At 35.7% G+C, this 24,188-nt stretch carries 21 protein-coding genes; 15 read left to right on the top strand and 6 right to left on the bottom strand.

Annotated elements, in window-relative coordinates; genetic code table 11:
- Positions 1-95: 95 nt before the first annotated feature.
- The 5 genes from CIB29_RS07280 to CIB29_RS07260 form a co-directional block, all read right to left on the bottom strand.
- Positions 96-1,688, bottom strand: a complete 1,593-nt coding sequence (locus tag CIB29_RS07280) for an extracellular solute-binding protein (protein WP_094548274.1) — start codon at positions 1,686-1,688, stop codon at positions 96-98.
- Positions 1,689-1,770: 82 nt separating this feature from the next.
- Positions 1,771-2,550 (bottom strand): carbohydrate ABC transporter permease, encoded by a 780-nt coding sequence (locus tag CIB29_RS07275; RefSeq protein ID WP_242965094.1) that lies wholly within the window; start codon positions 2,548-2,550, stop codon positions 1,771-1,773.
- Between the two features lie 215 nt (positions 2,551-2,765).
- Positions 2,766-3,722 (bottom strand): ABC transporter permease, encoded by a 957-nt coding sequence (locus tag CIB29_RS07270; protein ID WP_094548270.1) that lies wholly within the window; start codon positions 3,720-3,722, stop codon positions 2,766-2,768.
- A gap of 252 nt (positions 3,723-3,974) precedes the next feature.
- Positions 3,975-6,290, bottom strand: a complete 2,316-nt coding sequence (locus CIB29_RS07265; RefSeq protein ID WP_094548268.1) for a helix-turn-helix domain-containing protein — start codon at positions 6,288-6,290, stop codon at positions 3,975-3,977.
- 396 nt (positions 6,291-6,686) lie between these two features.
- Complete coding sequence (locus tag CIB29_RS07260; RefSeq protein ID WP_094548266.1) at positions 6,687-7,478, bottom strand: AraC family transcriptional regulator; 792 nt, start codon at positions 7,476-7,478, stop codon at positions 6,687-6,689.
- A gap of 335 nt (positions 7,479-7,813) precedes the next feature.
- Between CIB29_RS07260 and CIB29_RS07255 the strand changes: the two genes are divergently transcribed.
- The 5 genes from CIB29_RS07255 (at position 7,814) to CIB29_RS07235 (ending at position 13,018) form a co-directional block, all read left to right on the top strand.
- Positions 7,814-8,926 (top strand): uroporphyrinogen decarboxylase family protein, encoded by a 1,113-nt coding sequence (locus CIB29_RS07255; protein ID WP_094548264.1) that lies wholly within the window; start codon positions 7,814-7,816, stop codon positions 8,924-8,926.
- Between the two features lie 630 nt (positions 8,927-9,556).
- Complete coding sequence (locus CIB29_RS07250) at positions 9,557-10,111, top strand: RNA polymerase sigma factor (protein ID WP_094548262.1); 555 nt, start codon at positions 9,557-9,559, stop codon at positions 10,109-10,111.
- Complete coding sequence (locus CIB29_RS07245) at positions 10,108-10,668, top strand: hypothetical protein (RefSeq protein ID WP_094548260.1); 561 nt, start codon at positions 10,108-10,110, stop codon at positions 10,666-10,668. Before CIB29_RS07250 ends, CIB29_RS07245 begins: the two co-directional genes overlap by 4 nt.
- Positions 10,669-10,775: 107 nt before the next feature.
- Positions 10,776-11,675, top strand: a complete 900-nt coding sequence (locus tag CIB29_RS07240; protein ID WP_094548258.1) for a DUF8173 domain-containing protein — start codon at positions 10,776-10,778, stop codon at positions 11,673-11,675.
- Between the two features lie 521 nt (positions 11,676-12,196).
- A complete protein-coding gene (locus CIB29_RS07235; protein ID WP_157910238.1) occupies positions 12,197-13,018 on the top strand; it encodes a polysaccharide deacetylase family protein in 822 nt (273 codons plus the stop codon).
- Positions 13,019-13,235: 217 nt separating this feature from the next.
- Here the strand turns inward: CIB29_RS07235 and CIB29_RS07230 are convergent, their stop codons facing one another.
- Entirely contained in the window at positions 13,236-13,430 is a 195-nt protein-coding gene (locus tag CIB29_RS07230; RefSeq protein WP_094548254.1) for a hypothetical protein, read from the bottom strand.
- 251 nt (positions 13,431-13,681) lie between these two features.
- On the opposite strand from CIB29_RS07230, the gene CIB29_RS07225 reads away from it, so the two are divergent.
- The 10 genes from CIB29_RS07225 (at position 13,682) to CIB29_RS07180 (ending at position 24,171) form a co-directional block, all read left to right on the top strand.
- Positions 13,682-14,755: an MraY family glycosyltransferase gene (locus CIB29_RS07225; RefSeq protein WP_242965093.1), complete on the top strand. Its 1,074-nt coding sequence runs from the start codon at positions 13,682-13,684 to the stop codon at positions 14,753-14,755.
- Between the two features lie 90 nt (positions 14,756-14,845).
- Entirely contained in the window at positions 14,846-15,589 is a 744-nt protein-coding gene (locus CIB29_RS07220; protein WP_094548252.1) for a dolichyl-phosphate beta-glucosyltransferase, read from the top strand.
- A gap of 67 nt (positions 15,590-15,656) precedes the next feature.
- Positions 15,657-16,610: a lysylphosphatidylglycerol synthase transmembrane domain-containing protein gene (locus CIB29_RS07215; protein ID WP_157910237.1), complete on the top strand. Its 954-nt coding sequence runs from the start codon at positions 15,657-15,659 to the stop codon at positions 16,608-16,610.
- Positions 16,611-16,657: 47 nt separating this feature from the next.
- Positions 16,658-18,268, top strand: a complete 1,611-nt coding sequence (locus CIB29_RS07210; protein WP_094548248.1) for a hypothetical protein — start codon at positions 16,658-16,660, stop codon at positions 18,266-18,268.
- A gap of 246 nt (positions 18,269-18,514) precedes the next feature.
- The gene (murJ, locus tag CIB29_RS07205) at positions 18,515-20,077 is read left to right on the top strand and encodes a murein biosynthesis integral membrane protein MurJ (protein WP_094548246.1); all 1,563 of its coding nucleotides are present in this window, start codon (positions 18,515-18,517) and stop codon (positions 20,075-20,077) included.
- Between the two features lie 101 nt (positions 20,078-20,178).
- Entirely contained in the window at positions 20,179-20,634 is a 456-nt protein-coding gene (locus CIB29_RS07200; RefSeq protein WP_198543788.1) for a hypothetical protein, read from the top strand.
- Between the two features lie 3 nt (positions 20,635-20,637).
- Complete coding sequence (locus CIB29_RS07195; RefSeq protein ID WP_094548242.1) at positions 20,638-21,990, top strand: O-antigen ligase family protein; 1,353 nt, start codon at positions 20,638-20,640, stop codon at positions 21,988-21,990.
- 53 nt (positions 21,991-22,043) lie between these two features.
- Complete coding sequence (locus tag CIB29_RS07190; RefSeq protein ID WP_094548240.1) at positions 22,044-23,147, top strand: glycosyltransferase; 1,104 nt, start codon at positions 22,044-22,046, stop codon at positions 23,145-23,147.
- Between the two features lie 11 nt (positions 23,148-23,158).
- Positions 23,159-23,656 carry a DUF4330 domain-containing protein gene (locus CIB29_RS07185; RefSeq protein WP_094548238.1) on the top strand — a complete coding sequence of 166 codons (498 nt, stop codon included), beginning with the start codon at positions 23,159-23,161 and terminating at the stop codon, positions 23,654-23,656.
- Positions 23,657-23,670: 14 nt separating this feature from the next.
- Positions 23,671-24,171, top strand: a complete 501-nt coding sequence (locus tag CIB29_RS07180) for a DUF4330 domain-containing protein (RefSeq protein ID WP_157910236.1) — start codon at positions 23,671-23,673, stop codon at positions 24,169-24,171.
- Positions 24,172-24,188: the final 17 nt, after the last annotated feature.

Here is a 24,188-nt window from a genome sequence, read left to right as displayed (position 1 = left end):
GTTTACATAAAATTCTGCACAGTCTCATTAGAATTTTCTTTTTTACAAATCTCTTTGTAAGGTACTATCGTTTTCAGTACCCTTTAAATTCTGCATTAATTACCTTTCATTGCCTTATACGCTGCCTTCTTCTCATCCATTACCTGTTGCCCACCAGATTTCATATACTCATCAACAAGCCGGTCATACAACTTGTCGTATTCCGATGGACTTGCAGTAACAAGTCTGACCCACATTTCTACGGACTTGTCTTCCAGTAACTTATTATACTTGGCATCAGCCTCAATAGGCCTGTCAAATCTAAAAGGAGTATACCCGTCTTTCAGTGATATACCATAAGCGATCTTAGCCAGATCCTCATATCCTGCATAGGATTTTGTCCAAGCCTTAGCATTCTTTTCCTTATCACCCAGTTCCATACCGTTTATTAGCAATGTATAGTCAATATTTTGTACTGAATTCAACTGTTTTTCACCCTGGAAAGGTATTGCCTGAGGAATTTCGTCCACTACTTTGTGGTGTACACCTTCATCACCGTTCTGCAAATAGTAAATCACATCGTATCTTGCCAGCCAATCCAGGTACTTCACAGCTTCAACAACCCTTTTGCTTGATTTAGGTATCAGGTTATATATTCCATTAGGAGCATAAACCTCTTTTGAATACTTCCCTTGATAATCTGTGAATGTATCCACTGGTACAAATACTCCACCAGGAACATTCTTTTTCAATGCATCATTGATACCAGGATTATTTCTTAAAGGAAAATCGAGATTTTTGGAAATGAAGCCGACTTTACCCAATGAAGCGTCTGAATTCAATTTCTTCTCATCTTTGTCAATAGCAAATTCCGGACTTACCAATCCCTCATGATACATTCTGTTCAAAAATTTTAAACCTTCTTTATATCCCGGTCTCAGCCATACTGGTAGAGTCGCAAACTCCTCTTCGGTAATATTTTGGGTAAAAGAATCTAAGAAACCTTTTGCACTCCAGTCAATCCTACCAGTCAACCCCCAAGGTATAACACCGTTAACGTTGCCAGGATTCTTTTCTTTAAAAATCTTCATTGTATTATAGAATTCCTCGGTTGTTGTCGGCAGCGGCATATTAAGTTTATCCAACCAATCCTTTCTTATATAGCTGCATGTATTTCCAACCATTGTTCTTTTGGCAGGAATTGCATAAATTCTACCGTTAAACCTGCCATATTCAAGTACTTCATCTCCTAAAAGCTTTTTAATATTTGATCCATGTTCGTCAATCAGGTTTGTCAGATCAGCAAGACCACCTTGCTTAACATAATTGTACACAACATTTGCATTATAAGTGAAAACAATATCAGGTGCTTCATTTGCTGCCATCATGATATTAAGCTTATCCACTTCCTGAGATCTGGGTACCGCAATAAACTTCATTGTAATATTATTAGGAGTTCCAAAGTTATCCTGAATCCACTTTGTCCAATAATTGTTATCGACGGGTGTCTGTCCAGGATTACCCCTGTCAAAAACCTCAACCCTTAATTCAACCGGAGGAGCAGATTCCTTAGTGGTGGTGCTGGTATTGTCAGTAGTGTTACCTTTGCCGGCATCGTTACTCTTTGTTCCCCCGCATCCTGCAAGCATGATTACCAGTATCATCACACTCAAAAGGATACACAGTACTCTTTTTCTCACACTCTTCATAAAAATCCTCTCCTTTTTATAAATTTTATATGTAGGATCCTCATCATATCGCAAAATTAAGCGAAATCTGAGAGGAAATCTATCATCCTTTAACAGCACCTATCATTATACCAGCTACAAAGTATCTCTGAAGCCATGGATAAACAATAAGAATGGGGACAGTAGCAAAAATAACACTGGCTGCCTTTAAACTTTCTGGGAGAATACCGGCAGCAGCACTTCCTTCCATCTGCTGAATATCTAACTGCATACTGTTATAAACAATTTGATACAATTTCAGTTGGATTGGATATAACTTAGGATTTGTAATGTAAAAGAGTGCATCCATTAAACCATTCCATCTTCCTACTGCGTAAAATAAACTCAATGTGGCCAATACTGGTTTTGATAAAGGTAATATTATTTTAACCAATATTCCTATATCTGTACAACCATCAAGGTACGCAGATTCTTGCAGGCTGTCAGGTAATGTTGAAAAAAAGGTTTTTAAAATAATCAAATAATAAGCATTTATTAAACCCGGTAATATAAGAGCCCATATTTTGTTGAGAAGTCCCAAATTTTTAATCAGTAAATAATCAGGGATTAAACCTCCGCTAAAGTACATGGTTATAACTATAAGTAGCAGAAAAAAGTTTCTGCCCTTCAAATTTTTTTTTGTAAGAGGATATGCAGCACAAATAGTCATAATCATGCCGAGAATTGTGTATGACACTGTCAATACTATTGTAAATAAAAGGGAATTAATCATTGCATTGTCTTTAAATACCGCTCTATATGTTTCAAGAGTAAAATCAACCGGAAAAATTGCGACTTTCATTGAAAGTATTGCATGATTTGAACTAAAAGAAAGTGCAATCACATGAAGAAACGGAACTAAACATATTAAAATTGCCAGAATGGTTAATATGATAATTACTCCATCAAATACTTTATCGGTTATTGTTGAGTGCATCGTCTTCCCGCCTTTCCTTTATTTTTGTGTAAAAAGTAGTAAGTTATGTTTTTCAGTAACTACTCAGGTTTCGTCCAAACGCAAACTGCTTGTTTATATATAAAATTTTTATTTTAAATTTCCTACCATATTCCACTTTCACCACTTTTCTCAGCAATATAATTTGTTGTTAGCAAAAACATCAAACTAACTACGGATTGAAACAATCCTACAGCCGTAGCCTGTGTAAAGTTTCCTGACTGGAGACCTATCCTATAGACAAATGTACTTATTACTTCAGAAAAATCAGAAACCAGGGGGTTACCAATAACATACGGCCGTTCAAATCCAATAGAAACCATTCTTCCAAGGCTTAAAATGAGCAGTATGATAATAGTAGGCTTAATACCCGGAAGGGTTATATGCCATATTTTTCTCAACCTGCCAGCTCCATCAACATCAGCAGCGTCATAAAGCTCTCTATTTATACCTGCAATTGCAGCAAGATATATTATTGTACCCCAACCTGCATTTTGCCAAACTCCTATTCCAACATATGTGAATAACCAATGCCACTTCTCTGTTAAAAACGGTATAGGGGCCAGACCCATAGCTTTTAGAGAATTATTTATAAAACCATTCTGCGACAGTAACTGATATGCTATCCCGCCAATGATAACCCAAGACAGGAAGTGTGGCAAATATAAAATGGTCTGGGCACTTTTTTTAAACCACATGTATTTGATTTCACTTAGAATTAGTGCGAGTATTATTGGAGCAGGAAAACCAAAAATCAAATCAAGAAAATTAAGTATTAACGTATTTCTTACAACTCTAAAGAAATCATTCATTGCAAAAACTTCTTTGAATGCGCTAAACCCTATCCATTTACTTCCGAAAATACCCTGAAACAGGTTATAATCTTTGAAAGCAATAATTACCCCATACATAGGAATGTATTTAAATATAAAAAAATATAAAATGGGTAACAACAGTAATAAATAAAGGTATTTATCCCGATTTATGTAATAAACTATTCCTTTTTTTCTTTTAACTTCAGTTACCCCCTTTAAATCGGATAATGAAATATTTGTTTTCATATACCCTTACACCTCCATTTTTTTTGTAAAATATAAACAATTTATAATTGTATTGTATATAATAATTTATTTTATTTCAATAATGACATTTGCTTAGGAAGTGCATTTTTAATTTTAAAATTAATATAAATCTATATAAATCCTTTATAAAAACTCATAGCATTAAATTTAATTATGGATAATCAAATTTAATGCTATGAGTTTTTATCTGTAAAAAAATACCACTGTGATATGAACAAGAAGAAAATTAATTTACTTTATTTTATTTCTATATTCACCCGGAGTTATCCCTTCAAATTTTTTAAAAGCTCTGGTAAAACTCTGGTCATTATTATATCCCAGGCCAAGAGCTATATCTTTAATATTCATATCTGTCGAGACTAACAATTTTTTTGCCTCGTTCACCCTCATAACATTGATGTAATCTACAATATTTTCTCCTGTCTCATCCTTAAATATCTTTCTTATATGTGAATAGCTGATTTTCACATGATCTGCTATATCCCTTATCCCTATATCATTTTTATAATTTTTATGAATAAATTCTATTATAACCTTAAATTTATCCTTCTCATTATTTTCTAATTTGCTACAATAATTAATTACTGTATTATATACGTCAATAAGCCAGCATATTATATCATCCAATGTTTCCTTTGTTGAAAGCTCTCTGTATATATTAAAGCCGCTTCCAAACACATGACTCATGTCCACATAAGAGTCCACAAGATATTTTATAATAGTATTTCCTACCAGTTGATTGAATATCTGCATCACGTTGTCGCAAGATAGCCCTTTCTTATTCCTGATTTCGTCCATTAATCCATTAACAGCATTTGTTATTCCGTTTTTATCCTTTAAATCAAGATAATTCAATATATGTTTTTCGGTGGTAAATGGATAGTAGTATTTATGTTCAGTTAACTCCTTTTGCCATGCGATAATACTTCCATATCCATATTTCAACTTGAATTTTAATGCTTCATGGGCTTCCATATATGAAGCATTTATCTCATGTTCTCCTGGATGACAAAGACCTATACCTACAGAAATAGTATAATCGAATATCTTCGTAATCTCTTTTTGAATTTTTAAAAAGTAAGCTTTTAACCTCTCATGTAACTCATTATTATTTGAATAACTAGTATTAATAATCAGGGCTATATCACCTTTATCTATATTGATGCCTGCACATATAAAAGATGGGTTTAAAACTTCTTCAGCTACTTTTAAAATCATCATTTTGACATAATATTGCTGTTTTCCCTTATATGATTTCGAAAATTCACTATATTTATCAATGGATATAATAGCGCAGGTATAATAAAGGTACTGAAAATCCACTTCCAAAATATTTTTATCAGCTACACAAGAACAATTACCTCTCAATAAATTATTCAAATAACTTTCATTAATATTTCGTCTGTTCCTTTCCAGAATATCAAACAGGCTTTCATCACGTTTTTTTAGCGTGTCAAAAGCTTTACACAATATCTCCATTTCATCTTCGTTATCTTTAAAATCAATTCCTTTTGTAGCCTGTATATCCTGGAGCAGCTTTTTTACAGGATTATACAATCTTCTGGAAATTAAATACGCAATAAATACACCGATAGCCACAATCAAGGATGATATATAAATAGTATAGATTCGGATAAGCTTTACTTTATTTATCAGATTGTCGAGTGAGAATATCCCGATATATATCCAGTCATTATTATACGACTTATAATATGATACAAGAGATTTGCTGCCATCTATATTGGTTACCAGATATCCTTCTGCTGATTGACTAGTGATAATCCTGTCTATATATTTCTTGTCAGATATATTTTTACATAAAAGTTTATCATTAACATGCGATATTACATTACCTTTGCTATTAATAATTATTATATAGCCTTCGCTATTAAAATTATTGCTATTAATACGCTTATTTAGTACTTGCTCACGGATATTGACCACTAAAGCACCTCTTAAGTTGGTAGTATATGGGGTCAGAGGGTAAATATATGTAATCACATGCTCTGATGTTCCGACGCCGACATCATTATTTCCATCATCAGGTAATCTTGTTTCAATCCATGACAAAGCAGTTCCATTTTTTTTAAAATCCTTATAATATTTCATCCAAACAGTATCACTCAAACTATTTTCGGAAACAAATCCTTGACTGGACGTAAAAACATAGCCCAGATCTTCAAGATACAAATATATGGAATGATAACTATTATTGGTCTTTACGATTTCGGATATAATATCAATTACTTTCGATAATTTAAACAAATTGTCAGTATTGAATAAGTTGGCTTTATTCTCCTGGATATCAGCAAGAGCATTAATAGCACTGTTTACCGTAAGCCGTATTGTATCTTTATTTATCGTATCTTTCAACTGAACTATCATATTCTCAGCAACTTTTAATTTACCTATGGAGTTTTTACTTATTTCATATTCAAAACTGCTCATTACTGCATAGTTTGATATAATGTTGAAAATCACCACTGTAATAACTAGTGAAAGAGTTAGTGCGGTAAATAATTTAATAGATAATGAATTATTTTTCATTCATACCACCTCATGATTCATGACGTTTAGTATAAATTATGTTAGTACAATCTAACAATTTACTTGAGTTTCGTACTAAATTGTTTGTAAACAAATGTAATTGACAGTGTATCCAACAATTACATTGGCAATAGAATGGCAAAAACAAAGCATAAGTGATCCAAATATGTTAATTTTATATTGTCTAAAGATATAAAACAAAGTTTTTGGGGAGCATACTTATACCTAATGTTATCATGGAACAAAACCAAGATATTATCAACTATATAAATATGTTACACTTGCCACATTTTGCAGCTTTACATATATGAAATTTTCAAAGAGCAGTTTTCATTTCTTTAATTAGTTTATGCAGTAAAATGAAGTTATATTAAACCACAAAAAGGATGCATAGGGTTATTTGATTTTCAGGGCGTTCGAGGGAGGATAGCCTTTGTACTTTTTGAATACCTTACTGAAATAAAAAATATCTTCAAACCCGCACTGCTGAGCAACTTCACCTACTGTATATTCTCCTGTGGACAACAAGTTTTCAGCATTGTTGATACGTATCCTGGTGATGTATTGCTTAATAGAGCAATCATTGTTTCTTTTGAACAAGGTTCCGAGATATACAGGAGTAAGTCCAAGCAGCATTGCCAATTGTTTAATTTCAATCTTTTCATTATAGTGAATCATGATATAGTCTTTAATTTTCTTTATACGATAGTCTTCCGTAAGGGCAGTATTCTTATAGTAGGTGAGGCATAACAGTTTATGCAGAATAAGCATAAATATAGCCCTTGCCTTCATCATATATCCTGGATTTTTTTCAATCCATACATTGTTGAAGTCTTTATAGAGATCTATTATTTCGTTAAATATGCCTAGCTTAGAAATAACTGGGAAAGGAAGATTTACACTATTATTTTCGGGTAGATACCATTTAAAGTTAATGGAATAGCATTGTATTGGGTTTTCTGGATAAGTATAAGCCTGCCGGACGCTTCCAGCCGGTATGTAGACAATGTCACCTCGTTCTACCGTGTATTTAACTTCATTCACAAAATACGTTGCCAACCCAGCATATACATAGGTCAGATCATGAAAGTCAATTAAACTTTTTTCTATCTTCCAGTTAGGAGTATACTTTCTATTTACAAAATAACCGATGGCTGGTATCAAATTATCAAAATCAGTATATGTCATAGCTTTCACCTTTGATTTGCAAAGAAAATTTTGTTTAAAATTTTCTTTAAATTATACAAATAAACTTATTTTATTTCATTGTATATATTATACAATAGCAGTATTATTAATTCAACATTACTTACGCAGTTGAGGTGTATAAATTAAAAGTGAAGAATACTATTCCAGTCACTGAAGCTCCGAAGTCAAGAACTTCTAAGCTTGCTACGGGTAGCGCGTTTGATGCGGTCCGGAGCAAATTTACAGGTTCTTAGCCTTGAGGCTCAGTCAGTGGAATAATATTCTTCAAACTCAGAAAATACACCCGATACTAAGAAAGAAGGAGGAGTAGAAAGATGCTGGATGTGGATATAGAGAAGTTTTGGGCAGATGATGAGCTTGCCCATGAAGAAAACTGCTTCAGTTCAAAAGCACCACAGGTTGCTCTGGGAATCCGCATGAGTGAAGAGTGTGTATTTGCGGAATTGGGGGAAAAAGGAAATCCATGGGGATATATGCCAAGAGAAAGACGTATAGAGCTGAACAAGCGGTATAATGATAAGGCAGAAAAGATTGTAGGGCGAAGGTTGTTGCCTGAAGATTTTCCGGAACCGGATGCTGTTTTCCCACCAATACGCAGAATAGGTGAGGTTTTTGAAGGTCGGTATGTCTATAATGGGATATCAGAATGGCTGGAAGGTTCATGCAATACACCGAAGGAACTAGAGAAAATGCTGGATCATGTAGAAAAACTTAATTTGCGTGAGTTTATTCTTCCTCCCAATTGGGAAAGTGAGAAGAAAAGGATCTATGAGAAATATGGCAAAAAGCCTGAGTTGATGCGACATGTAAGGGGACCGGTAACCCTTGCTACTTCCATATATGGTGTCGAGAATTTGATTTTTTTGATCCTCGATGAGCCTGACTTGGCAAAGAGGTTTAGCCAGGTTATATCTGACGTTATATTTGGTATTGCAACCATTATGGATGAAGAAGCTGGATATGAGCCTGGAAAAGCTCCGGGAGGATTTAGCTTTGCAGATGATAACTGCTGCCTTTTAACTCCGGAAATGTATGAATTGTTTGGATTTCCCATACTGAAAAGAATATTTGATCATTGGTGTCCTAAGCCAGAAGACAACCGATACCAGCACTCAGATTCAGCGATGGCCCATTTGCTTCCCATCCTTGGCCGCTTAAATCTGACCGGGTGTAATTTTGGACCTACAGTGTTAGTGGACGAGATTCGGAAATACATGCCGCGAACGAGAATCGACGGTTGTCTTGCGCCTTTTACTTTTATGAGCAACGATGAAAAGGCGATTATTGCCGAAGTGAAAAGAGATTGTGAAATGGCGAGGGAATGCAGAGGACTTAATATCTCCACAGCTGGTTCAATCAACAACGGATCCTTGCTGACCAGTATGCGTGCAGTGATGTATGCAATACAAAATTTCGGAAGATACTGAATTAAAAAAATCAGCCTATACGTCCTCATGGATTGCTGGACTAAAAATGCTTGAAAAGACTATTAATGCATGAAAGTTCAATTTTAGTAATAACTTTAGCGATGTTATTAGTTTGTCTGGTATGTTGATACAGGTTTGCAGACTGGGGAGGCGGAGTTATTTGTTTTTAGTTGATACGAGTCAAATAAAATAAATGTAAAACGAGAAGTGGAACAACCTACTACAAGGTTTAGTCCCACTTCTTGTTTTGCATTATTGTATAAAATAAGTATTAAAATAACTATAAAGGGATATATGGTAATCAATAGATATGATTCCAGGTTTTTTGAATATTTCTCTATCATAAGAGGTGTAAGACAAAAAGGTAAGATATATCATAAACTTACTGATATTCGATTTAGAATAATATAGTAAATTAATACTGAGTATGGTATAATATATTTAATATCAGGCAAGAAAAAAATACCTGATGGAAGAGTGGAGTTAGATTAGGTAGATGGAAGAGAAAAATTTAATGATAAGGATAGACTATTAACAGTCTATCCTTAAATTTTATGTTAGAAATAATCAGACATATTTTAGAAATATGACGTAAAATGATATGAAGACGGTCGAAAGGGATGATTGGCATTGGAGCTGACTGATTATGAAATAATTCAATTATGTTTAAAAGGTAATCAAGACGCGTTTGCTGAAATAGTTAACCGATATAAAAAGCTGGTGTATACGATTGTATACCGAATGATCAATGATAAGGAAGATGCCAGTGATATTGCACAGGAAGTATTCATCAAACTGTACCGGACGCTGGATAAGTATAATCCGGAGTACAAATTTTCCACCTGGGCAGTAAAGATTACTACTAATTTGTGTTTGGACATTTTACGTAAGAAGAAAATCGAAACTACATCAGTGGATGAAATGATTTACGAACCAGGTCATGGTGAAGACCCTGAGACTGCATATTTGAAAGTTGAGCGGACAGTGCAAATAGAAGAAGCCATTAATTCTCTTCCGGAAAAATATAGGCTGCCGATTATCCTATTTCACCAGCATGGGCTGTCTTATGATGAGATTTGTAAAGTATTGAACGAACCGCTAAGTATAGTTAAAAACCGGTTACATAGGGCAAGGCATATGCTGCGGGATAAGCTGGTCACGATAAGAAGGGAGGAAGCTTTATGAAGTGCAGTGAAGTAAATGAAATTATGATGAAATATTTTGATGGTGAAATAAATGATATTGATTTTTATTATTTCAAACAGCATCTGAAAAGCTGTCCTGCTTGTTCCGAGCAGTATACCATTATGTCAGAAGTATTAGGGTATATGGAGAAGCAGCCCTTGATGGATCCTCCTGAAGATTTTGAAGCTTGTGTAATGGAATCAATCAAGGTACTTCCGGTTTCCAGGAAAAGTTTTATACGAATGCCTCTCAGTATTTTATATGTATTATTGGCAACCGGCTTTCTAATGCTTACGATATGGGCAGTAATATTTTTGAACAGTATAACGGCAATTGACTTAATCCAATTAATTATGAGAAACGGATTGACGTTAGATTTGCTGGATAATATTCTGGTAGCTGCTGAGAATTCTTATAAGACAGTAATTATTGTAGGAAATTCTATTTTTGATATTTATTATGTTGTATTGAGGAACTATTATGATGTTATGCTCTCTATGACAGCTGTTATTGTAATTGGTTATATTATGAGCACAAGGATGATTAAGCAGAATTGATGCTAGAAAAGTTCATGGTTTACAGTTAATAGTTCGTAGAAGATGAAGTTTCAATAATTCTACAAACTGCGAACCATGAACTGTGAACCAAAAAGCAGGAGGTTTACATGAAAAACATTATTAGAATTGTAGTTTTATGTTTTTTATTTATTTCCACTGGAATGCAGGTTTTTGCTGCAACGATGCAGGAGGATAAGGTAAGTATACTGGGGAATATAGATGTAGACAAACCTATAAGAGGCAGCGTAGTAGCCATATTTGGAAGTGTTAATGCCCGGTATGCAGTAGATGGGGATATAGTAGCAGTACTAGGCAGTGTTAATGTGGAATCGGATGTCAGGGGAGACGTAGTAGCGGTGTTGGGCAAAGTTACACTGGGATCTCAGGCAAATGTAGCCGGAGATGTTGTAGCAATAGGTCCTGGAGGTATTCAAAGGCTTCCGGGGTCGGAAATTGGTGGGGATTCGGTAGGAATAAATTTCGGAAATCTGGATCTGCCAAGATTTAAAATAAATTTTCTACCCTTTATGTATAGAGGTTTTGGGTTTTTTAATTTCTTCAGCAATGTAGGGTTTTTTATATTTTTAGTGTTTTCACTACTAATTATAACGATAGCGGGCGAAAGGGTAAAAAATATATCAGAATCTGTGGAAGATAATATTATACGAAAACTTATAATTGGTGCTGTATTATTTTTCTGTTTTCCTATCATCGCAATTTTACTGGCTATTACCATTATCGGTTTGCCAATTGCAATAGTCTTTTTTGGAATAGCACTTTTATTAGGTTTTGCAGCATTTTGTGCATATATAGGCAGAAAAGTTTTAGAATTGCTCAATAGTACTGCAAACATATATGGAGAGTTCGCTGTGGGGGCAATTGTGTTTGCAATCACTATGACTACGGTGCATCCTTCATGGTGGATTGGAGCAGCCCTGGCTATTATATCGTTAGGGCTGGCTTTTGATACCGTTTTTGGTAAAAAGGTAAATGGTGTTAAAAGTTGATGAAAAGCGTCCTTACTCGTGACTTTAGTCATGAGTAAGGACGCTGCATTTGACCATATTACACAATGATTAAAAGTTTATGAATAAATTGTTAATATTCTGGAAAATCATTGATAATTATTTATTTATTATATAAAATATATTTTGAAATGAAGTTTTTGAGCAAATGCCTCCTAATAATTTATGATAAATTTTTAAAGCACAGAATATGATTTTCTGTGCTTTCTACTTTTAATTGGCGAATGGTTGTCAATAATGTAGACATATTGATAATTGAATATTATAATAAAAATATACATAATGCGATCATGATTTTTAAGTTGGAGTTACAATTAATTGGGAATTTGGAGTTAAAACTACATAAATGAGAATCTCCTAACTCCGAATTGAAGCGTTGCTGCAATTGCTATACACATACAAGATACAAAAATTAATGCAAAATCGTTAGTGCTTTCAATATAGATTGATATAACTAGTGATTTTCGATGAGAAAAATCCCTTAAAAAGGGAGGGATAATGTGTTGAAAATTTATAGAACTATAATAATAACGTTACTTATGCTTTTAATTACCCTGGATTTTACTATAGCCGACACAGACACGATTTCAGAGGGAATAGCCGGCGAAGTTGATGAAAATGTTAGAGTACCTGTTTTATTATATCATAATTTGATGGATGGTTATGACCCACAGGATGCTTCGGTGCAGATTAGCCCGGCTGAATTTGAAGAACATATGACTGCGCTGGTTAGCACCGGGTATAGCACCATCACCTTTGAGGATTACTACAATTACGTAGTGTACAATCAGGCTTTACCTGATAAGCCAATCATTATCACATTTGATGATGGATATAGCAGCAACTATGAATATGCTTACCCTATTTTAAAAAAGCTAAATATGAAAGCCACGATTTTTGTGATAACAGGGCGTATGGGTGCATCAAAGGATGTCATTTATCCTCATTTTACCTGGGAACAAGCCAGGGAGATGGAGCAAAGCGGTGTAATTGATATTGAAAGTCACTCTGACTTACACCCTGACATGACGAAGGTGGATAAAGGCCGTGCCCAGCTCGAATTAAGGCGTTCAAGATATTTAATTGAAAGGGAACTGGGAAAAACCTGCAAGGTATTTGCATATCCTTATGGCTTGTATAATGCTGATGTACAAGATTTGGCAGAAAAGGCGGGGTATGAGATTCAAGTGACCGTTGGTGATAAAGGCGTCAATGTTAAAAAAAATGGGCTTAAGCAGCTGAAACGGTTGACGGCTTTTGGTAATACCAGTGGCAATGAACTGATTAAGATGATTGAAGATAATATGCGTGATGAGCAGAATTAAAATTTAAATGCCTCTGACTGTAGAGGCACTTTTTCAGCAATTTCGGACCGTCCGAAACTGCTGAAAAAGTGCTTGATTGCTCAGGGCTTCGACATGGGGACGGTTCCTCAGTCGCATGAAAAGCGCATTCGACAGACGAACCGTCCCCAAGTCGAAGCCCTTCTTCCTGCTGAACCGGACTTTTTCAGTGGTCTCGAACCGTCCCTGGATTGACTTTTTAACCGTTTTTATCTTTAATCTTAAGCTCTTTTAATCTGGTATTTATAATTATCTCGTATTTTTTTAGACAATTACTGCACTGGGTGTCATAGGTCCGTATAATTTCTGTTTCATCCTCTAAAATAAGATTGGGATCATCTTGGTAGACATTATTAATATTGCAATTGGGATTGGGACATTTCCAAATAATCACGATACACCCTCCTAAAAATAATTCCTAGTAATAGTATATGAAATTTACTGAAGAAAAGGTTACAATAATTCGTAATTTTTTTAGATTTGGTATAGTTTTATTGACAATAAACGATTGTAAATATACAATTATTGTTGGAAATTTAAGATTGTTAAAAATGTATATAATATTTATTAGATATGGAAACAAAATGGGGATAATTCCGTCTATAGTGTAAGATATAATTTTGACTAACAAAGAGGTGTTTTAAATTGGATTACCAGAATTTATTGTTGGTATTTTCTTTTATCGTTTCATTTTTAGTTGCTTTTGCTGCGACACCCTTGGCGAAAATCATTGCTCATAAAATTGGTGCGATAGACATTCCAAAGGATGAAAGGAGAGTACATAAGCAGCCTATTCCTCGTTTGGGTGGACTGGCCATATTTTATGGATTTATCATAAGTGCTATATCTTTTGTACAAATTGATAAGGCTATTCAAGGAATACTTCTAGGATCATTAGTGATTGTGATCTTAGGGGTTATTGATGATGTTAAGCAATTAAAAGCAAAAGTAAAATTGGTTGTACAGATTTTTGCTGCATTAATTGTAGCATTTCATGGAGTTAGGATTGATTTTCTTACAAATCCTAACATATTTAGCAGTGAAAGGCTGATTTCTTTAGGATACTGGGCTATTCCTGTAACTGTGATTTGGATTATAGGTATAACGAATGCAGTAAATCTTGTTGATGGGCTGGATGGGCTGGCTACGGGGATTTCTTCTATTGCTTCCCTTTCTCTCTTGTTTATTTCACTTTTAGTAGGTGAAACAACAATAGCTTTGCTGACTGCAGCGATTGCAGGTGCATGCCTTGGATTTTTACCCTATAATTTTAACCCTGCAAAAATATTTATGGGAGATACCGGTTCAACTTTTCTCGGGTTTGTACTGGCTACAGTTTCAATACAGGGATTGTTTAAAGGCTATGCTGTCATATCCTTTGCTGTACCGCTTCTTATCTTAGGCTTGCCCATATTTGATACCGGGTATGCTATCTTAAGAAGACTTTTAAGTGGTAAATCTATTATGGAAGCTGATAGAGGACATCTTCATCATAGACTAATTGATAGGGGATTTTCACAAAAGCAAACTGTGATGATACTTTATACCATGAGCGGTATCTTAGGGATTAGCGCTGTAGTTTTAACAGGCAGCGGAGCTTTTAGAGCCATGATACTTGTTCTTTCAGTATTGGTTTTCGTAGTAGCGGGTGCAAAATATATGAACGTGCCTGCCGCTGAAGTTGCAGAAGTTAGTGAGGAAGAACCCTCAAAAGAGTAATAGTAGGGTACAAGTCACAGGTAGCAGGCTTATACCTGCGCTTGGTGGCTTTTTATTTGTTTATACTTAATATAAAAGGAAGTGTTATCAATGGAAGTTTCTCTTATTATACCGGCATTTAATGAGGAAAAAAGAATAACCCATACAATGGAATGTGTCTCAAAGTTTATGAACAAGCATTTTAAAAGTTATGAAGTTATTGTGGTTGACGATGGAAGTACGGATGGAACAATAGATGTGTTAAAAACATATCATGATGTACATTTAAAAATAATATCCCAGAGACGGAATAGGGGCAAGGGACAGGCAATAAAAACAGGGATGTCCTATGCGAAAGGGGATTACTGCTTCTTTATGGATGCTGATCTGCCATATCCGTTAGATAGTATGATAGAAGCAATTAAAGTATTCAGGAAAACGGGAGCCGACTTGGTGATAGGTTCAAGGGATTTGTATAAAGAAAAACCGGACGTGCCTTACCCATTACACAGAAAAATAATGTCCAGGATGTTTTCATTATTCATTAACGGAATTTTACATTTAGGCATTTCAGATACTCAGTGTGGATTTAAAGGGTTTACCAATAATGCTGCTAAAGGTATTTTTCCTATGATTACTATTGATGGGTTTGGGTTTGATTTTGAGATGTTGTATATTGCTAAAAAATATCATTTGGATATTCAACAAATACCTGTAAATCTATCTCATACCGGGGGATCAAAGGTAAATATCATTTCAGATTCCCTTAAAATGATGCGGGATGCGTTAAAAGTAAGAATTAATGACTGGAAAAGATTATATGACATAGAACATGAGAATGTATTTTTAAAATGATGCTTGCAGGGGCAGCACAGCGGGCTGCCCCTGGATGGGAACAATGCATTTGCGGAGGACAGAAATTTTGAAGAAATATATAAAACTGGCAATCGGGATGTTATTTACAATTATTTTTTTGTTTTTTTCTTATAAAAGTATAGGGGAATTGGACCTGAGAAAAGTGGTTACTTACCCGGTAAACTATTTTTTAGTTGCACTTTCAATCTTGTTTTTTATAGCCGCCCAGTGGTTTCGGTCGCTGGCATGGAGCAGAGGAATGGGCAGAGATTTTAAAACAATACAGGTTTTTAAAGCAGTTTGCATCGGCATGGCAGTGAATATGGTGGTGCCCTTTCGCATGGGTGAAGCACTGCGCATAGCTGTACTGGGAGGGACAAAGGATGCATTCTATTCCAGGGTGGGGGTAAATATTATACTGGAAAGACTTATGGATGTTGTCATCCTGATATGTCTGGCGGTAACTACTTTGTTCTTTACAAATTTCGGAATAGAGATTGAAAAGAAAATTATCTGGTTACGTAATTTGGCGATAGCTGGAATTGTATTTGGTGTAGCCATTACCGGGATATTGCGCTGGTTATACCTGAATTCTAAGTCACAACCTGCGTGGTTGGTAAAACTATTGGGATATATAGAAAAGGCCGGGTTAATAAAGTCACCTAAAGTAATATTATATGCAGGATTTTATTTGCTGTTGTCCTGGTTGTGCGTGTACATATGTACCCTTTTAGGAATTCTAAGTGTAGGGGCCGAATTAGGGAAAGCATTACCTGCTTCTCTGACTGTTTTAACCATGACCAACCTTGCTATGTTAATTCCTGCTGCGCCAGGAGGCATAGGAGTTTTTCAGTACGCATGTATTTATTCTCTTGAACTGTATAAAGTAGCCAGCATACAGGCAGCAGTATTGGCCATATTACTTCACCTTATTCAGTATGCTGCAATGTTGCCTTTGGGGTTTTACTACTTTATTACGGGAAAATATTCATTAAAAAAAATCAAAAGCAGTGGCAGTTAGGGCGTTTAATATACTCAACTTTGAGCTGCAGGAGAGGAAAGTGAATAATGAAAAGATATGAGAAGTATGTAAATGCAAAAACCTTCTGGTTAACTTTTCTAGGGTTAATGCTTTTAAAATATGGATACTATGGCTTTCGCTATTATCCCGTCATTGATGACTGGATTCAATACGGAGGGTATAGACTGTACGACAACATATTCCGGGATGTGGTCATAGAGATGAAGCTCTATGCTGCCCGTCCGCTTGCTAATCTCTCAGATCCTTATATCTGGGGACGATTCTGGGGAGTAATGGGCATAGTATTTTTCATTATTACAATGATGCATGCTCTGAGTGCTTATTTTCTATACAAAGTATTTGAGGACAACAGGATGCCGTTAGGTATATCCTTTCTTATTGTATTTGGTTTGCTGCCGTTGGGAACCGAGGCTACCTATTGGATTTCTGCATCAGCCAGGGTGGTTGTGGGTACATTTTTTATGGCGTTGTCCTTGTTCTTATTAAATTTGTATATAAAACGAGAAAAAAATATATATCTTTGGACCTTTTTTATTACAAATCTGGCATCCATGGGGTACTATGAACAAGTGATTGTCCTTAGCTTTTTCGGTGTATTGCTGCTTTTGGCTGTAAACTGGAGGGCAATCAAACATAAATGGATTGTCAGCCTTCCCTGTATCAATTTTTTTGCCATTGCAATGTATTACAAGGCATTTTCCAAGATAGGTAATGTTGCTGTAAGAGGAGAATTTGTTAAAAGTAACTTTATAAAGCATACCATGCTTGTGCTGGATGAGGTGACCGATGTATTCGGACAGGTTCATATACCTTTTTACACGAATGGGTTCCCGCGGGGAATGGATGTATTATTATCCAATGATTCATATATATTTTTATTATTACTTTTACTTTTCAGTTTTGCTGCAGCGGTATTTGCATATAAAGATAAAAATATTGGCAGTATAAAAATCAATATTTTCAAAATCGTTGTTGGTTTTGTACTATTTTGGGTCCCTTTTGGTCCTAATTTTCTATTGGAACTTGTATGGATTTGTATTCGTAATGCCTTTACTTCCTTTATCGGATTGGCCTTGATAATAGATGGAGTATTGGGAATTTTCTTCAGAGGAAAAATAGGTACCCTTTTAAAAGGGCTGGGAGTATTTATTGCAACTTTTGTGTTTCTTGTAGTAAATGTTTCGGAAATTACAGATTACAAAAATGTAAGTGAAGCGGATCAAAAGATGTCTGCTAACATAATTGCTGCTGTAAAAGATCCCGGCTTTTTGGAGGGAAAGAAAAGTGTAATCATATTTAATACAAAATCTTCTTATATAGAACAGAACTACTATTTCCGTGACCATATACACAATGTGAGTTCCAGTGACTGGGCACTCACCGGAGGAGTACGGGGGATTGCGAGAAATGAGAAGATATTATATCTCCGGCCTGTATCCGATGGTGAGAAAGCTAAAATTAATAAAGAAGTATGGGATACTTATATTATCATGGGGATGAAAGATGATTTATCTGTATTTCCTTTAAATATACAGAAGCAGGCAAACGGAGATGTGCAATTATTTGCAAAAGACGGCAGATTGTTTGGAACAGCTTATATGGAAGATAAAGATAAGTATATATTTAAAAAAGAATAGAACGAATTCCTCTAGTCTGTAATGTTGAAAATAAAGAAATTTATGTATATAATATTAAGGGTGTTAAGGGATGAAAAAAATATTATTTATAAAATGATATATATGTTGCATTAAAGATTTTACAGAATCGTTCAGGAGCATGACATGGGGACGGTTCGAAACCACTGAAAAAGTCCGATATAGTCTATAGTATTAACTTTTGATTAAACTTATATATAATATAATATATAGTAGAGCAGGGGAGTTATGTTAACAACAAAAAATACTGTCAGAACCGTCAGCTTTATGATTTTTGCGACACTTGCAGCTAAAATTCTTGGAATGGTGAGAGATATCCTTCTGGCAGGCCAATATGGGACAGGCATGGAAGCGGTGGCTTTTTTAACTGCCAGCCGCATCCCTCTTCTGTTTTTTGACCTGGGGCTGGGGGCTGCTATTTCTTCCACTTTTATTCCGGTTTTTAATCAATACCTGGAGCGTGGAGATAAGGATGCGGCGGTTGAGTTTTCAAACCAATTTTTAAATATCATTATATTGGTATCCAGTTTTATAACTTTAATTGGAATCATATTTTCCAGGCAATGGGTAAATATTATTGCGGCCGGGCTGGATGAAAAAACATATGCTTTAACAGTGCAATTGGTTCAGATTTTGTTTCCCATGATTATTTTTACGGGTATTGCCTATGCGTTTGTAGGAATATTGCAATCTTTTAACGAGTTTAATGTTCCTGCTGCCATTAGTTTGATATCCAATGGGATTGTTATTTTTTATTTTCTTTTCCTGGTTAAGCATTTTGGGATATTTGGCTTAGCACTAACAATGCTGTTTGCCTGGCTTGCACAGGTAATTGTGCAGATACCTTTTCTTATAAAAAAGGGGTATTCTTACCGGCCGGTTATTAGCTTTACCAGTGAAGGGATAAAAAGAGTATCGATGCTCATTATTCCTATTCTCATTAGTACATGGGTCCAGCCTATTAATGCAATGGTGAATATCCGATTGGCTTCCTATCTGAACCGGGGGGAGGCAGTGGCGGCTTTGGATTATGCGAATAGAACTTATATTATTGTTATAGGCGTCTTTACCTATGCCCTCGGGAATGTGATTTTTCCTTCCCTTTCCAGAATGAACGCCGCGAATAATAAAGAAGAGTTTGCAAAAACATTAAATACTGCCCTTAGAGCAGTCATATATTTCATTTTTCCCTTAATGGTTGGCTTTATTATTTTAAGAACCGCCATGGTTCGGTTCATTTATGAGAGGGGTGCTTTTGACTCACTTTCTACCCAATTGACTTCTACGGCGTTGCTGTACTATTCACTGGGGATGGTAGGTTTTGGGATTCAGGAAATTATGAATAAAGCTTTTTATGCTTTACACGATGCTTCTACCCCTATGAAAATCGGTGTAGCAGGCATCACATTAAATATTGTGTTAAGTTTTATACTGGTGCAGTATATGGGAATCGGGGGGCTGGCTTTGGCAGCGTCCATTGCTGCTATCACAATTTCTATTACCTTAGCTGCTTTCATCAATAAAAGAGTTGGGGGTATCATTAATTCCCTGGTATTCTACGATTTAGGGAAAATTGCTGCTGCTTCGCTTATTATGGGTGTAATAGCGGCGGCAACCCATAGATTTGCAGGCAGCATATTGGGAGATAATACACTACTAAAGCAAATACTGAATCTAAGCCTTACAGGTTTGGTAGGAATGCTGGTGTATGCAGTATTAACGCTTATTTTGGGTGTTAAAGAAGCTAAAATTGCTCTGGACATAATTAGAGATAGATTTAAAAGGGTGTGAATAGATTGCAGGAAAGTTTATTTTTTCGATTTTTTCGAGTAGTTTTTAATAAGTGGAGCAGATATTATCAATACAGTAGAGTGCATGATATATTTGCTTCTATGCCACAATTTTTTTCACAGGCATTGCAAAACAGCGCGTTGATACGTTTTTTTCTCAAAAGTGAAAGGGAACGAAAGTGGTGGACAAGCAGTTTTATGCATAAGGTAGTTACCTTACCTTTGGCAATCATCAGGTATCTGTCAAACAAATGGGCGAAACCTTTAGGCGATGGCATAAGGGGCAGTATTGTTTTAAATTCTCTGGCTGAATTTTTAAGCAATGTTTTCGCTTTCAGTACAAAAGTTTATGGACTGATGCTGCTGGCGTTTTCACTGACCGAAGGAATATTATGGATACTGTTAAGAGTAAATGATTTAAAATCTATCATGCTAAGGGTATTACTACTTGTTGTATCTTTGATTCTTATACTCATTGATAAGCCATTAAAAGCTTTGTATTCAGGAAGTAGCTTAGCACAGTTGATAGGTAGTTTTTTTAGAAATCAGGTGGGATGAAATATGATACAGGCTGTAAATAAAAATAAAATTGAAATCACTGCTGTATTTATCGGTATGGTATTAGGCGTCTTGGGCTTTATGCTTCCCATTACATCTTTCATAAAGGTGGCCGGGGGCCTGGCAGTAGCAGTTTGCATCTTATGGAAGGTAGAAATAGGAGTATTTCTGGTTGTTGTTTTAACTCCTTTTTTGCAAACAATGCAGCTGGTCGGATTGATAATACTAAGTCTTTTTTCTTTTGTTATCAAATTACTATTAAACAAGAATTATACTTTAAAAAATACGCCCCTGGACCTGCCTATGGTTTTGTTTGGCGGAATGATTGTATATAGCAGCATAACATCTTTCGCACCCAGGAGCAGTGTTTTTATTGCATTGGTCTACGTTTCTTTTTTGCTGTTTTATATGATATTTGTAAATACCATAAAAAATTCCGCACAGCTTAATGCCTTAATTGTGCTGTTTGTTTTTGCAGGTTTTATTGTCGGATTATATGGAATTTATCAGTATTATGCAGGGGGACCTACTACCCAGTCCTGGATTGACAAAGAGATGTTCAAAAATATAAAAGCAAGGGTTTACTCCAGCTTTGACAACCCTAATGTGCTGGGTGAGTATTTGGTGCTATTAATCCCTATTTCTATTGCATTAATGTGGGCAAAAAAAGGTTGGTTTTATCGTTTAATTTTCGGCGGTATTGCCATTATTATGGGAGTATGTCTTATCTTTACATACTCCAGAGGTTCATGGCTGGGGCTGATGCTGGCATTAGGCATATTTGCAGTGTTAAGAGATAAGAGGCTTGTGACACTGGGCATTGTAGGTGCGCTTATGCTGCCTTTTGCTTTACCCGCAACCATCATTAACCGATTTACAAGTATAGGAAATCTCAAGGATTCTTCATCAGCGTATCGACTTTCAGTATGGCTTGGCTCACTAAAAATTGTAAAAGATTACTGGCCATCAGGGATAGGATTGGGCAGCGATGCTTTTATTAAGATATATCCAAGATATGCGTTATCCGGAGCGGCCTTTGCACTACATGCGCATAATATATACATTCAGCTGCTGGTGGAGACAGGTATTGTAGGATTTATATCATTTTTATTGCTTCTTTTTATGTTTTACAAAAGTATACTGTCATCCTATTGGAGGACAAAGGACCAGTTTCTCTCCACCATAATGATTGCCCTTTGTGCAGGATTAGCCGGATACCTATTCCAGGGACTGGTAGATAATATATGGTATAATTACCGTGTGATGCTGACGTTTTGGATTGTGATATCCTTGGGTATGACTGCGCATAAATTGGCAGTAAATAGTTCACAGTTCACGGTTCACGATTTACAGTGAGAATAGTGTTGCAGTATACTGCTTAGTTTTTAAAGAGTTTGAGGTGTAAAATAATGATAAAGGTCATTCATGTGCTAAGTGATACAAATATTGGCGGGGCAGGCAGGTGGCTGCTTAATTTTTTGAAATATGTTGACAGGGAAAAGTTTTTAGTGAAAGTTGTTTTACCTCAAGGAAGTTTATTAAAAAGTAAAATTGAAGAACTTAAAATAGAATCATTTGAAGTTCCGGGGATGGCTGACCGGTCTTTTGATATACAATCTATTAAGGCTTTGTATAAAATTGTTAAAAGAGAAAGGACCCAGGTTGTCCATACTCATGCCAGCCTCTCGGCAAGAATAGCAGCCAGGATGGCAGGGGTGAAAGCTATTATTCACACCAAGCACTGTATAGATCAGGATATAGAAAAAGGTGTAAAAAGAGATATCATTGCAGCAGTTAATACGCTGTTGAGCCATAAAATTATTGCCGTTGCCCAGGCGGCAAAAGAAAATTTGATTGCCTCCGGAATTCCGGAGCATAGGATTACAGTAATACACAATGGGGTAGAAAAGCTGGACATAATTCCTCTCACTGAAAGGGAAAAGATAAGGGCGAAATGGAATATTAAGCCTGACGATGTTGTAGTAGGAATTGTAGCACGGTTGGAGGAAATAAAAGGGCACTGCTATTTTATAGAAGCAGCTCATTTAGTGGTTGATAAGAATAAAAGAGCAAAATTTCTTATTGTGGGTACGGGGTCAAGGGAGGAAGAATTGAAAAAACAGGTAAAAAGCCTGGGGCTTGAAGAAAAAGTAATTTTTACAGGACACATTCAAGATGTAGGTAAAATAATGAACATTATAGATATTAATGTGATTTCGTCTCTCTCAGAGGCCTTATGCCTTTCATTAATAGAAGGAATGAGCGTAGGAAAACCGTGTATAGCAACCAATACAGGGGGAAATCCTGAGGTGGTTTTGGATGGGCAGAATGGCCTGCTGGTACCGGTTAAAGATGTTCCCAAGTTAGCAGAGGCGATATTAAAACTGGTCGAAGATGATAAGCTGAGGGAACAGATGGGAATGAGAGGAAAAAAATTTATGGAAGAACACTTTACAGCGCAGGCCATGACAAAAAAAATTGAAAAAACCTATGAAGAACTTATTATGAATTAGGAGGAAAATATATGTCTTTTATTGATAGTAAAGGTAGACTATTTGGCATGATCAGCCTTATTGATTTGCTTATTGTACTGGTCATTTTTTCAGCAGCTGCTGGGATTTATATAAAATACTTTGCAAAAAGTGGACCAGGTGAAGAGTTAAGTAGAAAAGTGCAGTATGATGTTGAAATAAAGGCTCAGACTAAGGAATTTGCGGATGTCATCAAAGTTGGAGACGAAATACGTGAAAGCATAAAAGGCAACTACTTAGGCAAGGTAGTAAAAAAACAGGTCTTGCCGGCAACTGATGTAACCAAGAATTTAGAAAAAGGTAAATTTGAAAAAGTGGAAATTCCTAATGCATATGATGTTATTTTAACCTTAGAAGCAAATGGAGCCGTTACTCCTGACAGCATATTGGCAGAAGGTGTAGAGATCAAAGTAGGACAAAGATTGTATGTAAAAGGCAAGGGATATGCCGGTGCATCTTTTATTATAGGAATAAGATATGAACAGCAGTGAGAGGAGGAATTTCAGTGTTCATTGATGATAAAGGCAGGATTTTTGGAAAGGTTAGCATAGTAGATATTGTTGTAGTACTGTTGATCCTTGCTGCGGTCAGCGGTACCTATTATAAATTCTTTCTGGTTAGAAAGGGAAGATCGGTTGCTCAATTTGATACAATTCAGTACCAGGTTCAGGTAAAGGATGTACGAAAGGCGTCAGTAGATGCGATAGAAGAGGGGGCAGCGATTTTTGATGATGAAACGGGCAACTCCATGGGGAAAATTATAAGCAAGGAAATACAACCCGCAAAGGATTATATTGTCAAGACCGACGGGACTTATGTGGAGGCTGAAAAGCCTGACCGTTATACTGTTATTGTAACCATTGAAACTCCCGGGGTAGAAAATGATTATGGGTATTTTGCAAACGGGACCAGGGAAATTAAAAGAGGTTCAGATCTGAAGCTGAAAACCAGGCTTATTGCAGTGGAGACAAGAGTAATGGATGTAAAGAAAATAGGCGGACAATGAGAGGATAAAAAGATAGC

This window comes from Petroclostridium xylanilyticum (assembly GCF_002252565.1).
GTDB lineage: Bacteria > Bacillota > Clostridia > SK-Y3 > SK-Y3 > Petroclostridium > Petroclostridium xylanilyticum.
The sequence above is the reverse complement of the archived record's forward strand: the minus strand, read 5'-3'. Positions and strand labels throughout refer to the sequence as shown.

Excerpts from the sequence above, each read along its gene's own strand:
- CIB29_RS07255 (WP_094548264.1), top strand. The coding sequence starts at position 7,814 with ATGCTGGATGTGGATATAGAGAAGTTTTGGGCAGATGATGAGCTTGCC.
- CIB29_RS07190 (WP_094548240.1), top strand. The coding sequence starts at position 22,044 with ATGATAAAGGTCATTCATGTGCTAAGTGATACAAATATTGGCGGGGCA.
- CIB29_RS07265 (WP_094548268.1), bottom strand. The coding sequence starts at position 6,290 with ATGAAAAATAATTCATTATCTATTAAATTATTTACCGCACTAACTCTT.
- CIB29_RS07195 (WP_094548242.1), top strand. The coding sequence starts at position 20,638 with ATGATACAGGCTGTAAATAAAAATAAAATTGAAATCACTGCTGTATTT.
- murJ (WP_094548246.1), top strand. The coding sequence starts at position 18,515 with ATGTTAACAACAAAAAATACTGTCAGAACCGTCAGCTTTATGATTTTT.
- CIB29_RS07210 (WP_094548248.1), top strand. The coding sequence starts at position 16,658 with ATGAAAAGATATGAGAAGTATGTAAATGCAAAAACCTTCTGGTTAACT.
- CIB29_RS07270 (WP_094548270.1), bottom strand. The coding sequence starts at position 3,722 with ATGAAAACAAATATTTCATTATCCGATTTAAAGGGGGTAACTGAAGTT.
- CIB29_RS07240 (WP_094548258.1), top strand. The coding sequence starts at position 10,776 with ATGAAAAACATTATTAGAATTGTAGTTTTATGTTTTTTATTTATTTCC.
- CIB29_RS07185 (WP_094548238.1), top strand. The coding sequence starts at position 23,159 with ATGTCTTTTATTGATAGTAAAGGTAGACTATTTGGCATGATCAGCCTT.
- CIB29_RS07220 (WP_094548252.1), top strand. The coding sequence starts at position 14,846 with ATGGAAGTTTCTCTTATTATACCGGCATTTAATGAGGAAAAAAGAATA.
- CIB29_RS07245 (WP_094548260.1), top strand. The coding sequence starts at position 10,108 with ATGAAGTGCAGTGAAGTAAATGAAATTATGATGAAATATTTTGATGGT.
- CIB29_RS07260 (WP_094548266.1), bottom strand. The coding sequence starts at position 7,478 with ATGACATATACTGATTTTGATAATTTGATACCAGCCATCGGTTATTTT.
- CIB29_RS07280 (WP_094548274.1), bottom strand. The coding sequence starts at position 1,688 with ATGAAGAGTGTGAGAAAAAGAGTACTGTGTATCCTTTTGAGTGTGATG.
- CIB29_RS07200 (WP_198543788.1), top strand. The coding sequence starts at position 20,179 with ATGCCACAATTTTTTTCACAGGCATTGCAAAACAGCGCGTTGATACGT.